Raw genomic sequence first — 12935 nt, 5'->3', positions numbered from 1 at the left:
TAAAGGGGGCAGGCGTTGCCTGTTCATGGGAGAAATCTGGGCCAAAGAATGCATATGATCAATTCGATGGGTGTGATATTACATATGTATGAATATCGATGAATTGGATCTTGATTATCGCCTGTTGCGGTTGTTCCTGACGATTTATGACGAGGGATCAGTGACGGCAGCAGCGCACCGCCTTGATGTCGGGCAGCCGACCGTCAGTCACGGGCTGGACCGGTTGCGCCAGATTATTGGCGATCCGTTGTTTGTGCGATCGGGGCGGTCGATCGTGCCGACGGCGCATGCCGATGAAATCGCCCCGCAGGTGCGCATGCTTCTGCAGGGCATACGAAGCCTGACCCGTGTGGTGGCGTTTGATCCGGATAATGCGGCACATAGTGCGAGTTTTGTGATCGGGACCAACGATTATGAAGTGGCGGTGATCCTGCCCGCCCTGATGAAGCGAGTGCAAAATTGCGCGGCCGATATCCGGCTCAAGGTCCTTCCGGTGACGGGGGACGACCGGATTGTCAAATGGTTGCGCGACGGCACGATTGATCATGCGATCAGTATCGAGTCCTCTGGAAAGCATGGGGATATTGCCAGGCAGGGACTTTTTCGCGAACATATGCGCTGCTTCTACGATCCGGCATTTCATGACGTTTTGCCCGATACGCTGGATCGTTACTGTGCGGCCAGCCATGCACGCGTGATGATCGGCGCCAATGACAGTTCGGAAATCGATGACATCCTGCGCGGCCTTGGCCGATCCAGACGCACAGCGCTTCAGGTGCCGACCTTTGCCAGCGTCGCCAACCTGATCCGCGGCACCGACATCATCGCCACCCTGCCATCGCGCCTGAGGGGGTCCATGATGCAGGGCTTTGGCGAGTTTGACCTGCCATTTGATTTCCCCGAATACTGCTTTGCCCAATACTGGCACGTGCGCAATGCTGCCAATGTAGCGCATAAATGGCTGCGCGGTGAGATTTTCCGTGTGTCGCGGGAGGTGGGGTAGCCGCAGCTCATGAGATGCATTTGTTATGATGCATCAGACGAACTTATGCGGATCCCCCCGATCCAGCGGGTGCCGGTGAAGGGTTCAAGGAAGTTGCGGTTGCCGGCGAGTGTTTCTTGTCCGGCATCGGTGAGGGTGAGGATGCGCTCAGCCCAGTTGGTTTCGGGGTTGGTTGGGGAGACGGTGAAGAGAGGGTCCGTGGTGTCCATCATCCATTCGAGTTCGCGCCAGAACATCAGATCGCCGAGATAGGGCAGCGGATCATAGGTTCGTGTCAGATGGCCGAAGATTTTGCCAGCCGGAAGCGGACCGTGATCGGTGATGATTTGCAGGGTCAGTTTCTGTGTCAGGCTCAGGCCCGTTTGCGGGTCGGGCAGTTCGGCGAGATGGCGTTTGAGTGCGGTTGGCATGTGGGGCAGGGGCGCATTTTGGGTTCCTGCGAGTGCCATCAGGTCCGTCGGGTCGGTTGCACGCAGCGCATCCCAGACCTTGCGACCAAAGGTCAGCATATCATCGGTTAACGGCATCCGGTGATTTTCCCAGCACCAGATCAGGCCATCGGTGGAGAGCTGTCCGACGCCGATGAAGCGATCAAGGCCTTCGGAGTCCGGGGCGTGGTCGACCGAGATGACCTCAATACTGGTTTCGGGCCGTGTGGTTGCGATGGCATCCATCAGGAAGGCGAGAATCAGTTGATCGTAGCTGTCATGTTCGAACCAGAGCACGACATGATCATAATCCCCCAGCCGATCCAGCGCATCATATTCAGCCCTTAACCGTTCAAGGATCGCGTCCTTTGCCATGTCATAAGACCGGGCGATGAAACCCGCGCGGGTTTCAATGAAGGTCCCCCGCGGCAGATCGGGCACCGGGCCCTGACAGAACGGATCGGAGAATTCAAGGAAATCGCCAATAAAGCCGGCTGCTTTCAGGCCATCGCGAATGTCGGAGCCGCAGCGCAGGTGCAGGGTGGCTTGGGTATCGAGTGGTTTCATTGCGGGCCTTTGACTGCGTTGAGCGCAGTTAGCAGTGAGAGCATGGTGTCGGGCACATCGCTTGAGCGGATGGTGGTATGGGTCGGATCGTCGTCGGCGTTGGCAAATAGCGGGGCGATCTCGCCCAGTCGGGTGCTTCTGAGTGCGATCAGCAGGTCAATGCGTGACCTTTCCTCATCGCCTGCGGCGGTGCGGAGCTTTTCGATGTCCTCGTCGCTGTCGGGCAAGGTGCTGATTGCCTGACACAAGCTTTGAAAGGGCATGTGTGCCAGTGTGGTTACGATGTCTGGCGGGGTGTGATCGGAGGGCTGCTGTGTGTCCGTCATGAAAAGGCACTCCTTTTCAGTAAAGGGGCCGTAATCCTGCCGGTTTTGGTGTGTTTCGTCAACGAAATGCGCGTTTTGAGTGTGAGCTCTTTGCGGTGTTATCCGGCTAGGCGGACTTCACTTTCTCGGTTCATCAGCTTGGCCAGTTTGGAAAAACGCTGTTCGACGACTTCGCCGTAAAGCGTGCTGGCCTGCTTTTCAAACTGCAAGACGAGTTTGCCGTCTTCGAGCAGCAGTTTCGTTTGCGGTAAGATGCCCTCGACCCCGCCCGAAAGCGTATGGCCCAGACGAATGGCATGGCCAAACAGGCGCCCGGTCAGGCGGTCATCATCGCTGAGGATGCGATCAATGGCCTCGTCACCCTTGAAGTTGCCGGCATAGCGCGAGCCGATGGTGTAGGCGAGGAACACCCGGTCATGATGGTTCAGATCAATATAGGGGTGGCGCAAAATGCGGTGATAGCTTTGTACCGCCCGGTAATCAGGATGTTCGTTCCAGCCGATATCACCGATGATGCAGGCCGCCAGTCGCAGGCGTTCGATATTGACTGGCAGGTCGGCGAAGATCGGCGCGCACCATTGTGCAACTTCTTCGCCGTGCTGATGGAAACGTTCGCCGTCTTCGGCAAAGCTGAAGCAGGCTTCGAGCACGGGGTCGCGCTGACGCAGATCTTCGGGCAGGACTTCATACATCCAGCCTTCGCGCAGCCCATGGCCGGAAAAGACCACCTCGTTGGGTTGCATACGCTTCATCAACATGTTCATGACAAGCGATGCATGCGGCAGGCTGTCGATGCGGCGTTTGGACACACCGCCGATCTTTTCAAGCGAGACGCGGCTTTGTTGGGAGATGATGTGGGTCAGTTCGGCCATTTCCGATTGCGGCATGGCAAGGTTATGAACCACCGAAATCGGATAGTTTTCCTGGGCAATAAACAGCTTTGCGATCGAGCGCCAGGAGCCGCCAACGGCATAAAGTTGCTGTCCCTTGGCATCCGACAGCCAATCGACCGTATCAAGATGCTTGTTGATTTCAGCTGTCAGGCGGCTGCGGTCGGAGCCAAACACCGTATGCAGGCGCATCGCACCGAGCGGCAGGCTGACGCGTTTTTTGATCTCGCCCTTATCAAGCAGGACCAGTTCGAGCGAGCCACCGCCGATATCGCCCATAATGCCTGATGCCAGCGGATCACCGGAAATGATGCCAAGGGCCGATAGGCGGGCTTCTTCGAGGCCGTCAATGACCTTGACGGTCAAGCCGGTTTCTTTGGTGACGCGGTCACAGAATTCCTTGCCATCGGTGGCAGCGCGCACAGCAGCGGTCGCCAGCACATCGACATGGGTGACCTTCATGGCGCGCAGCAGGGTGGCAAAGCGCTGCATGGCGACAACGGCAAGCTCGACCCCCTCGGGATTAAGCTTGCCGGTATTGTCGGGATCGCGGCCAAGGCCGCACATGACCTTTTCATTGAAGATCGGCATGGGCGCGCGGGTCATGCCATCAAAAATGACAAGCCGCACAGAGTTGGAGCCAACATCTATGATCGCGATGCGGTTGGAAGCCCGTTGGTCAGTCAGCATAGGGTGTTGGCACCTGTTGGTCGTCTTTCGTCAAGCTTTCGGCGTTAAGCCTTAGTCATCAAGCTCTAGCACGGGAACATTCGGGTCGGCTTGATCCAGCGCACTTCCGCGGCCCGAAAGCGACGGGTTGGTCATGAAATATTTGTGCGACGAGAATGCTTTTTCATCTGCCTCGCAGCGTTCATACGAACCGTCGGCCTGCAGATGCCATGCCTGTGCGTTATCCTTGAGGTTGGCGATCATGATCTGTTCAACAATCTGTTGCTGACAGGTCGGATTTTCAACCGGCACCAGCGTTTCGACACGGCGGTTAAGATTACGGGGCATCCAGTCAGCCGAGGAAATAAACGCCTTGGCCTTGCGCGACGGCAGCTTTGCGCCATTGGCAAAGACCACAATGCGCGAATGTTCCAGGAAGCGACCGACAATCGATTTGACACGAATGTTTTCCGAAAGCCCCGGCACACCCGGACGCAGGCAACAAATACCCCGCACGACCAGTTCAATGTGCACACCGGCCTGGCTGGCGCGATAAAGCGCATCAATCACCACCGGATCGACCAGACTGTTCATCTTGGCCCAGATGCCAGACGGCTTGCCAGCCTTGCAGTTCTCGATTTCCTGATCGATGTGGGTAAGAAGCGTCGGGCGCAGGGTATGCGGCGCGATGGCGATTTTTTCAAGCGAGCGCGGCGTGGCGTAACCCGTCATGAAGTTAAAGATATTGGCCGCATCACGCCCCAATGCCGGATCGCACGAGAAGAACGAGATATCGGTATAGAACTTCGCCGTGATCGGGTGATAGTTGCCGGTCCCGAAGTGGGTATAGGTTCTAAGGCCGTGGGTTTCACGGCGGACCACCAGGGAGATCTTGGCGTGTGTTTTCCAGTCGAGAAAGCCATAAACCACCTGGCAACCGGCACGTTCCAGGTCGGCTGCCCAGCGCAGGTTGGCTTCTTCGTCAAAGCGGGCCTTGAGTTCGACCATGGCTGTGACGGATTTTCCGGCCTCGGCCGCGGCAATCAGTGCCTTGACGATCGGGCTGTTTTCCGAGGTGCGATAGAGCGTCTGTTTGATGGTGACCACATCCGGGTCGCGCGCGGCCTGGAGCAGGAACTGGACCACGACGTCGAAATCTTCGAACGGGTGATGGACGACCAGGTCCTTTTTGCTGATCGCCGCAAAGCAATCGCCGCCAAAGTCACGCACGCGTTCCGGGTAGCGCGCGGCATAAGGCGAAAACAGCAGGTCATGATGCAGATCGGAATCGATCAGCTGTTTGACATCAACCACGCCAAGAAGACCATCAACCTTGACGACTTCTTCAAGCGCGACATCAAGTTCATCAATGACGAAATCAAGCATGTCTTCGGGCATCGCCGCATTGACTTTAAGGCGGATAATGCTGCCGCGACGACGACGTTTCAGGGCGGTTTTGAAAACGCGCACCAGATCTTCGGCTTCTTCTTCGATTTCCACATCCGAGTCACGAATGACGCGGAAGAAACCGTGTTCGATCATATCGAACCCCGGGAACAGCTTGCCGAGATACAGCAGGATCGCCTGTTCGACCGGTAAATAACGTTCGGTCCGGCCCGGCAGACGCAGGAAGCGGCCGATTTTTTGCGGAACCGGGATCAGCCCGCGCATATTGTGCCCGTCCGCCGGATCAAACAGCTGCATGACGATGGCAAAGCCAAGGTTCGGGATGAACGGGAAGGGGTGCGACGGATCGATGGCAAGCGGGGTCAGGGTCGGGAAGATTTCGCGCATGAAATAGCCATCAAGCCATTTGCGGTCCGTCTGGGTCAGGTCGGTCTTATCAATGACCGAGATGCCCTGTTTTTCCATCTCGCTGCTGAGTTGACGCCAGACCCGTTGCTGATCCTGCATCAGCTGGTTGGCATCAAAGGTAATGGCGCGCAGCTGTTCGGACGGGCTCATGCCATCCTGGCTGACCTTGGTCATGCCAGCGCGTAGCTGCCCGACGAGGCCCGCGACGCGCACCATGTAAAATTCATCAAGGTTGCTGGCCGAAATCGACAGGAAGCGAAGTCTTTCAAGCAGCGGGTGGCCCTTGTTCTGGGCTTCTTCAAGAACGCGATTGTTGAATGCCAGCCACGATAATTCGCGGTTTATAAAGCGGCTTTCCGAATCAATGGTGATCGCACTTGATTGAACTGCAGCGGCGTGTGTCACGCTATGCCTCCTGCGGATTGAGGGACCGTCTTTGAATTTATGCGACAGTTCCCGGTTGCAAATGGAGTATAGGATAACTGCTTGGGTGGGTGCAATTTTCTTAAATTTATATGTCAGTTTTTCTGATGGCATCCCGGCCCGCGATATGGCATGCAAGAACACCGTTTGATCATTATTCGCGACTGCCAAACAGACGAAGACATGAAAACGCTGTTATTGCTTCGGCATGCCAAATCAAGCTGGGCGGACCCGGGTCGCGCCGACCATGACCGCGAACTGAACCGCCGCGGCGAAAAGGCAGCCCCTTTCATGGGGCGCTATTTGCGCCAGCATGAACTGGTTCCTGATCTGATCTGGTGTTCAACAGCAGCGCGCGCGGTGCAGACCCTTGGCCTTTTGGGACGCGATTTCGCCACCGATGCGGATGTGATCTATAACGAAGACCTTTATATGGCGAGCGAGCGGGTCTTGCTTGAAAACCTGCATCACACCCATGAAGACGCCAAGCACGTGATGGTGGTCGGCCACAATCCCGGTATTGAGGTGTTCGCCCAGTCACTTTATGGCGGCGGGAATGCAAAGGCCTTGGACGTCATGGCGCGCAAATATCCGACCTGTGGTCTGGCGCATTTCGAATTCGATGTCGGTCATTGGGGTGAAATTGCACCCGGAACCGGCCGCCTGATCGATTTCATAAAGGTCAAGGACCTGCAGGCGATCAAGATCGGCCCGGAACCAATCACCCAATGATTTGCTGATCTGCGGTGACTGATCTGCATTACTGGCACTTGACGAAGACGGCCTGTGCGCGTTTTATACCGCTGAAATTTTGAGATGCCGCGCCCGTTGGGCAGGGAAACATCACGCATAAACGCCGGGGGTCGCACTTTGATCGGCCTGTGACGGGCATGCTGTGGTGCGTTTTTTGTTTGACAGCGCGGGTCTGGCATGCACCTTTGCGGCCAAATTTGCGGCCCAAGAAATAAAGCAACCTGGAATGACAATGCATCCTTTTCGCTCACACAATTGTAATGCGCTGCGCGCGACTGACGCCGACGCGGAAGTTCGCCTGTCTGGCTGGATTCACCGTAAACGTGACCACGGCAACCTTCTGTTCGTTGATCTGCGCGACCATTACGGCATCACCCAGGTCGTGATCGACATTTCGAGCCCGCTGTTCGAGACGCTTGACAAAGCGCGCGCCGAAAGCGTGATCACGGTCGATGGCAAGGTTGTCAAACGTACGGCCGAGACCATCAACCCGAACTTGCCGACCGGCGAGATCGAAGTTTACGCATCGAACATCGAAGTTCAGTCGTCGGCCGAAGTTCTGCCGATGCCGGTCTTTGGCGATGTCGAATATGGTGAAGAGGTTCGCCTGCGTCACCGTTATCTCGACCTGCGTCGTGAAAGCGTGCATTCGAACATCGTTCTGCGTTCCAAAGTCATTTCGGCCATGCGCCAGAAAATGACCGCACAGGGCTTCCTGGAAATCCAGACGCCGATCCTGACGGCGAGCTCGCCGGAAGGGGCGCGTGACTTCCTGGTGCCGTCGCGTATGCATCCGGGTCAGTTCTATGCCCTGCCGCAGGCACCGCAGCAGTTCAAGCAGCTGCTGATGGTTTCGGGCTTTGACAAATATTTCCAGATCGCACCGTGCTTCCGCGATGAAGACGCCCGTGCCGACCGTTCGCCGGGTGAGTTTTATCAGCTCGACTTCGAGATGGCCTTTGCCACCCAGGAAGACGTGTTTGCGGCAATCGAGCCGGTCCTGCATGACATCTTTGTCGAGTTCGGCGGTGGTCGCGATGTGACCCCGTATCCGTTCCCGCGCATTCCGTTCGATGAGTCGATGGCGAAATACGGATCCGACAAGCCGGACTTGCGTAACCCGCTGATCATCTCGGACGTGACCGAGCCGTTCCGTGGGTCGAGCTTTGGCATCTTTGCATCCAACATCGAAAAAGGTTCGGTGGTTCGTGCGATCCCGGCAACCGGTGCAGCTTCGCGCCCGCGCAGCTTCTTTGACAAGCTGAATTCCTGGGCACGCGATGAAGGTGCGGCGGGTCTTGGTTACATCGTTTACGGTGAAGACGGCGAAGCAAAAGGCCCGATTGCCAAGAACCTTGATGCCGATCGTATCGCACAGATCAAGGAAATCACCGGTGTTGCCAATGGCGATGCGGTGTTCTTTGCCTGTGACAAGGAACTGGCGGCTGCCAAGTTTGCCGGTAAGGTCCGTGACAAGGTTTGTGACGAGCTGGAGCTGCGCGAAGAAGGCATGTTCAAGTTCTGCTGGATCGTTGATTTCCCGATGTATGAGGAAGATGACGACGGCAAGATCGAATTCAGCCACAACCCGTTCTCGATGCCGCAAGGTGGTCTTGAAGCGCTGGAAAGCATGGACCCGCTTGATATCAAGGCGTGGCAGTATGACATCGTTTGTAACGGTATCGAGCTGTCGTCGGGTGCCATTCGTAACCACCGCCCGGACATCATGTATCGTGCGTTTGAAATTGCTGGTTATGGCAAGGACGTTGTCGAAGAGCAGTTTGGCGGCATGCTGAACGCGTTCAAATTCGGCGCCCCGCCGCATGGTGGTTCAGCCCCGGGTGTTGACCGTATCGTCATGCTGCTGGCTGACGAGCCGAACATTCGCGAAGTCATTGCCTTCCCGCTGAACCAGCAGGCACAGGATCTGATGATGAATGCCCCGGCAGAAGTCGAAGACAAGCAGCTCAAGGAACTGCATCTGCGTGTTCGGATGCCACCGAAGGCGAAAAAAGACTGATCTGTTTTGCGGGGTTGCCCGAAACAGTGATCGATCAAACGGCCCGGACATGTTCCGGGCCGTTTTCTTTTGCGTGTATTTGATTGCTGATCGTTACCTAATATTAACGGGCTATGGGCCAGTGTGGCGGGGGAAAAGAACATTTGATCCTTCGGGGGATGGCCTGTTGAGAAAAATTCTAGTTGTGGCAGCGCCGCTGGCGCTTAGCGCATGTGGTGGTCCGATTGAACTGACCGTTGCCAAGCTGGCCGGTGATTTGATCAGCTATGTGTCGACTGGCAAAAGCACGACCGACCATGCGGTATCGTTTGTTGCCAAACAGGATTGCGCGCTGCATCGCCCGCTTTTGGAACAGGATATCTGCCAGGATGAAGAAACCATCCTGGCAGAAGAAGCCGCAGCCCTTGCGGTGATGGGCGAACCCGAAATCAAACAGGAAATCCGTGCGGCCCGCCCGGAAATCTATGCGGTGAATGCCCCGGCAGAAGATTGGTCGGAACCCAGCACAACCGCCATGCGCTCCAACGCGATTGTCACGACCAACCTGCCGCCATTGCCTGAAAAAGACACATCTGATGACGTGGTAGCTGCCGCTGAAGTTTCTTCTGAGCCTGTTGAGGCGGTCGAGGTGGCTTCTGCACGTGATCAGATCGAAGCTGAAGACGTTCCGGTCGCGCTTGGTGATCTGGGGCCGATTGACCCGCAGGTCGAAGCGGACGCGGCTGTTGCCGGTTATGTCGAAGACAAGCGCCTGCCGGAAGTTGAGGCACCAAAGGAAACTGTGACTGCCGCCCTGGCTGACCCGACCACGATGGAAGACGGGGTCGATGCGATTGTGAAATCGATTGAGCCGGCCGTGGATGGCGAGGCGCTTGCGGGCGATGATCTTGCCGCGCCGCTGCCCGGTGATTATGTGGTATTGGCAAGCTTTGCCGATGAAGCCCGCGCACAAAAGGCGCTTGGCATCTATGCGGAATACCAGCCGCGTCTTTTGAATGCCGATGTAAAGGGCACGCCTTACCTGCGTGTTGCGGTCGGTCCGCTTTCGGCAGAGCATGCACGTGATCTGCGCCTTCTTGCTGCCAAAAAGGGGATTGAGAATCCCTGGATTGTCGGAGTTACCGCCACCGGAGAGTGATGTTGTCTGGGATTTTTTCAGAAATGAAGCAACGTCAGCGTTCCCTGAAAGGAACGCTGATCTTTTGTTTGGGCCTTGGTCTTGGTGGCTGTGCCGCGCAGGCAGGGAATGTGGCGGTCATTGAAGACGCCATCGTGCCGCATATTGCGGAATATCACTTCAAGATGACCCGCGCCGAGGCGGGGAGTTCGATCGTGGATGCGTCCGGTGTGCTTGGTTATCGCTTTGAGAGAATGTGCGATGGCTGGGTCACCGAAATGCAGCAGATCATGATCCTGCAAGGGTCGGAAGGCACGCCGATCAATTCGGCCTATTCCATGACACAGTGGGAAAATTTCGCCAGCAACGAGTACCGTTTTCGCATGCGCGATTATCTTGATGGCACCAAGGTCGATGAGATCGTCGGCAAGGCCATCCGCGACGATGACATGGTCAAGGTGACCTATGAAGTGCCGGTCGAAGTCGAAGAAGAATTGGCCGCAGATACCCTGTTCCCGACCCAGCATTCGCTGATGTTGCTTAAACGAGCACAAGACGGGGAGCGGTTTGCCAACGATCTGGTGTTTGATGGCAGCGGCGATGCGCCGACCAACCGGGTCGCGGTGGTGATTTCAGATCGCAAGGACGCCGATAATGCGGCTGATGATCCCGATGGTATTGCAAGCAGTGCGTTTCACCGCATGAACCTGGCCTTCTATCCGCTGGGTGCTGCTGAAAACGGGCCGTCGACCGAGATGGCTGTGGATTTCGCCGAAAACGGTGTCGCGCACGGGATGCGGTTTGATTATGGCGAGTTCGAAGTTCTGGGCACGCTTGATAAGGTCAGCCGGTTGCCGATGCCCGAATGTGGCCCGCAGTAAGTTTGCTTTTGGCGTTTTGACATAAAAAAGCCTGCCTTAAAAAAGGCAGGCTTTTTTAATGGGGAGTGCCCCTGATGTTAGGCAGCGGCGGACTTGCGCGAGGCGTTGCAATAAAGTCCGTGAAGTGTCTCGATCACGCGCAGAGCGTCATCACCATTCAAAGAATAGTATATGGTCTGTGCTTCGCGACGAGTCTGAACGAGCTTGTCACGACGCAGGCGGGCGAGATGCTGCGAGAGGGCGGACTGGCTTAGTCCAACGATACGTTCGAGTTCGCCAACCGACTTTTCGCCTTCATTAAGTTGGCAAAGGATAAGCAGTCTGCTCTGATTGCTCATGGCCTTTAACAGGGTGCTCGCCTGTTCGGCCTTTTCTTCTAGATTGTTAAGTTCCATTTGGCTTCCTTATGAGCCTGACCGCAAGCGGTCATTGTCCCAACGAAAATTCGACATTTTCACCAGCCAGAGCCATAGGGTGGCTATTGCCTGGCTGGATCAAAGCCGCTTAGGTAATAATACCTATAGTATAGCGGCTTTTGCCACCAACTAATTACTGGAATTGGTTGGTGGACTCATTCTCACGTATATTACAAATCTGTCAAGAGCGTGTTTCCTCCGACGTAACATGCAACTTACGCTGTTTTTGCCGGAAAACGGCCTTTCGAACTTCCTTCTTTGCATCAGATTGGTCTCTGATGGTCGCGATTTTGCCCCTTTGGTGTGATGGCCCGACAGCAATTCTGACGGGCCGTGTTTAACCGTAAGGGTTGGTTTCTGTTCGGCTGTGTTTCCGGGGTTGGACCGGCAACATTTTCGAACATTGCATATACAAACCCGAGAAAACGGCAAAACTGTGAAAGTAATAGTAGTATCTTGCGGCGCGACGGATGATGCTTTTGTCGAAGGCCAAAGAGCTTGCGCGCACGCCGTTTGATATGCTGATTTAGAACAAAGAAAAGGAAATCGTTTTGCGCTAAAACGATTCAAGAAGGACATAAAAAAGGGACGCGGTTAACGCGATCCCGGGTTCCGGACATATGCCCGGAATTGATCCGTGTTTGACCTTTCAGGAAGGCGACCCAGAAAAATGGCGACTTTGTTCGTGTCCCACCACGATTGCATTGATCATGATACCGGCCCCGGACATCCGGAATGTGCAGACCGTCTGCGCGTTGTTCAGCGCGTGTTCGAGGCCGAGGAATTCATGTTCCTGCATCGCGAAGAAGCGCCGCTGGCCGAGATCGAGCTGATCAAGGCCGTCCATGACCCGGCCTATGTCGACAAGGTGATGGCCGCCATTCCCGATGAGCGCATCGTATCGCTTGATGGTGATACCTATGTTTCGCCCGGATCGGGCAAGGCGGCCCTGCGTGCAGCCGGTGGGGCGTGCATTGCGGTTGATGCGGTAATGGAAGGGCATGAAAAGAACGCCTTTGTCGCCACCAGACCGCCGGGTCATCACGCGGAATATGACCGGGCGATGGGGTTTTGCCTGTTTAACAATGCGGCGATCGCCGCCCACCATGCGCGCAAGAAATTTGGCATCAAGCGCGTTGCAGTGATGGATTTCGATGTCCATCACGGCAATGGCACGCAGGATCTGTTTTATAACGATGCGGATCTGTTTTATTGCTCGACCCATCAATGGCCGCTTTATCCCGGTACGGGGGCGGAAACCGAGCGCGGCTGTGCGAACAATATCCTCAATGTCGGTCTTCCGGCCGGATCAGGCACGACAGAGCTTCAGGAAGCTTTCAATTCAACTGTTCTGCCCGGCATTGCCGCCTTCAAGCCCGAGCTCCTGATTATTTCGGCCGGTTTTGATGCCCACAAGAATGATCCGCTGGCCGGATTGTGTTTTGAGGCCGATGATTTTGTCTGGATGACCAAGCAGCTGATGACCCTGGCCGAAGAACAGTGCGGGGGACGGGTCGTATCGCTGCTTGAAGGGGGCTATGATTTGCCATCGCTTGCCACCAGTGCCGTGCAGCATGTTCGGACCTTGATGGGCGCGCATTAAGCGCCGTGTAGCGCGTGAGTCCTG

General features: G+C 56.0%; 11 protein-coding genes. 6 read left to right on the top strand and 5 right to left on the bottom strand.

Annotated features, from left to right (window positions below):
- Positions 1–88 precede the first annotated feature (88 nt).
- Positions 89–1003, top strand: a complete 915-nt coding sequence (locus ACXAF0_RS13695; RefSeq protein ID WP_475346436.1) for a LysR family transcriptional regulator — start codon at positions 89–91, stop codon at positions 1001–1003.
- A 23-nt stretch (positions 1004–1026) separates the two neighbouring features.
- Here the strand turns inward: ACXAF0_RS13695 and ACXAF0_RS13690 are convergent, their stop codons facing one another.
- The 4 genes from ACXAF0_RS13690 to ACXAF0_RS13675 form a co-directional block, all read right to left on the bottom strand.
- The gene (locus tag ACXAF0_RS13690; RefSeq protein WP_475346435.1) at positions 1027–1998 is read right to left on the bottom strand and encodes a DUF1835 domain-containing protein; all 972 of its coding nucleotides are present in this window, start codon (positions 1996–1998) and stop codon (positions 1027–1029) included.
- Positions 1995–2324, bottom strand: coding sequence for a hypothetical protein (locus tag ACXAF0_RS13685; RefSeq protein WP_475346434.1), 330 nt, complete (start codon positions 2322–2324; stop codon positions 1995–1997). Before ACXAF0_RS13685 ends, ACXAF0_RS13690 begins: the two co-directional genes overlap by 4 nt.
- Positions 2325–2422: 98 nt before the next feature.
- Positions 2423–3904, bottom strand: a complete 1482-nt coding sequence (gene ppx, locus ACXAF0_RS13680; protein WP_475346433.1) for an exopolyphosphatase — start codon at positions 3902–3904, stop codon at positions 2423–2425.
- 51 nt (positions 3905–3955) lie between these two features.
- Positions 3956–6103 (bottom strand): RNA degradosome polyphosphate kinase, encoded by a 2148-nt coding sequence (locus tag ACXAF0_RS13675; RefSeq protein WP_475346432.1) that lies wholly within the window; start codon positions 6101–6103, stop codon positions 3956–3958.
- Positions 6104–6304: 201 nt separating this feature from the next.
- Here ACXAF0_RS13675 and ACXAF0_RS13670 point away from each other — a divergent pair, with 201 nt between their 5' ends.
- The 4 genes from ACXAF0_RS13670 to ACXAF0_RS13655 all read left to right on the top strand — a co-directional run bounded on the left by ACXAF0_RS13670 (position 6305) and on the right by ACXAF0_RS13655 (position 10892).
- Entirely contained in the window at positions 6305–6853 is a 549-nt protein-coding gene (locus ACXAF0_RS13670; protein ID WP_475346431.1) for a SixA phosphatase family protein, read from the top strand.
- Between the two features lie 253 nt (positions 6854–7106).
- A complete protein-coding gene (gene aspS / locus ACXAF0_RS13665; protein ID WP_475346430.1) occupies positions 7107–8894 on the top strand; it encodes an aspartate--tRNA ligase in 1788 nt (595 codons plus the stop codon).
- 166 nt (positions 8895–9060) lie between these two features.
- A complete protein-coding gene (locus ACXAF0_RS13660) occupies positions 9061–10032 on the top strand; it encodes an SPOR domain-containing protein (RefSeq protein WP_475346429.1) in 972 nt (323 codons plus the stop codon).
- 23 nt (positions 10033–10055) lie between these two features.
- A complete protein-coding gene (locus tag ACXAF0_RS13655; protein WP_475346428.1) occupies positions 10056–10892 on the top strand; it encodes an EipB family protein in 837 nt (278 codons plus the stop codon).
- Between the two features lie 77 nt (positions 10893–10969).
- On the opposite strand, the gene ACXAF0_RS13650 is transcribed toward ACXAF0_RS13655, so the two are convergent.
- Complete coding sequence (locus ACXAF0_RS13650) at positions 10970–11287, bottom strand: ArsR/SmtB family transcription factor (protein WP_475346427.1); 318 nt, start codon at positions 11285–11287, stop codon at positions 10970–10972.
- Positions 11288–11978: 691 nt separating this feature from the next.
- Here ACXAF0_RS13650 and ACXAF0_RS13645 point away from each other — a divergent pair.
- The gene (locus ACXAF0_RS13645; protein WP_475346426.1) at positions 11979–12911 is read left to right on the top strand and encodes a histone deacetylase family protein; all 933 of its coding nucleotides are present in this window, start codon (positions 11979–11981) and stop codon (positions 12909–12911) included.
- Positions 12912–12935 lie beyond the last annotated feature (24 nt).

The organism is Thalassospira sp. ABD4_177, assembly GCF_056160125.1.
The sequence above is the reverse complement of the archived record's forward strand: the minus strand, read 5'-3'. Positions and strand labels throughout refer to the sequence as shown.

What these genes read in the sequence shown, in the direction of transcription:
- ACXAF0_RS13695 (WP_475346436.1), top strand. Translation starts at nt 89, where the DNA reads ATGAATATCGATGAATTGGATCTTGATTATCGCCTGTTGCGGTTGTTC.
- ACXAF0_RS13690 (WP_475346435.1), bottom strand. Translation starts at nt 1,998, where the DNA reads ATGAAACCACTCGATACCCAAGCCACCCTGCACCTGCGCTGCGGCTCC.
- ACXAF0_RS13685 (WP_475346434.1), bottom strand. Translation starts at nt 2,324, where the DNA reads ATGACGGACACACAGCAGCCCTCCGATCACACCCCGCCAGACATCGTA.
- ppx (WP_475346433.1), bottom strand. Translation starts at nt 3,904, where the DNA reads ATGCTGACTGACCAACGGGCTTCCAACCGCATCGCGATCATAGATGTT.
- ACXAF0_RS13670 (WP_475346431.1), top strand. Translation starts at nt 6,305, where the DNA reads ATGAAAACGCTGTTATTGCTTCGGCATGCCAAATCAAGCTGGGCGGAC.
- aspS (WP_475346430.1), top strand. Translation starts at nt 7,107, where the DNA reads ATGCATCCTTTTCGCTCACACAATTGTAATGCGCTGCGCGCGACTGAC.
- ACXAF0_RS13655 (WP_475346428.1), top strand. Translation starts at nt 10,056, where the DNA reads ATGAAGCAACGTCAGCGTTCCCTGAAAGGAACGCTGATCTTTTGTTTG.
- ACXAF0_RS13650 (WP_475346427.1), bottom strand. Translation starts at nt 11,287, where the DNA reads ATGGAACTTAACAATCTAGAAGAAAAGGCCGAACAGGCGAGCACCCTG.
- ACXAF0_RS13645 (WP_475346426.1), top strand. Translation starts at nt 11,979, where the DNA reads ATGGCGACTTTGTTCGTGTCCCACCACGATTGCATTGATCATGATACC.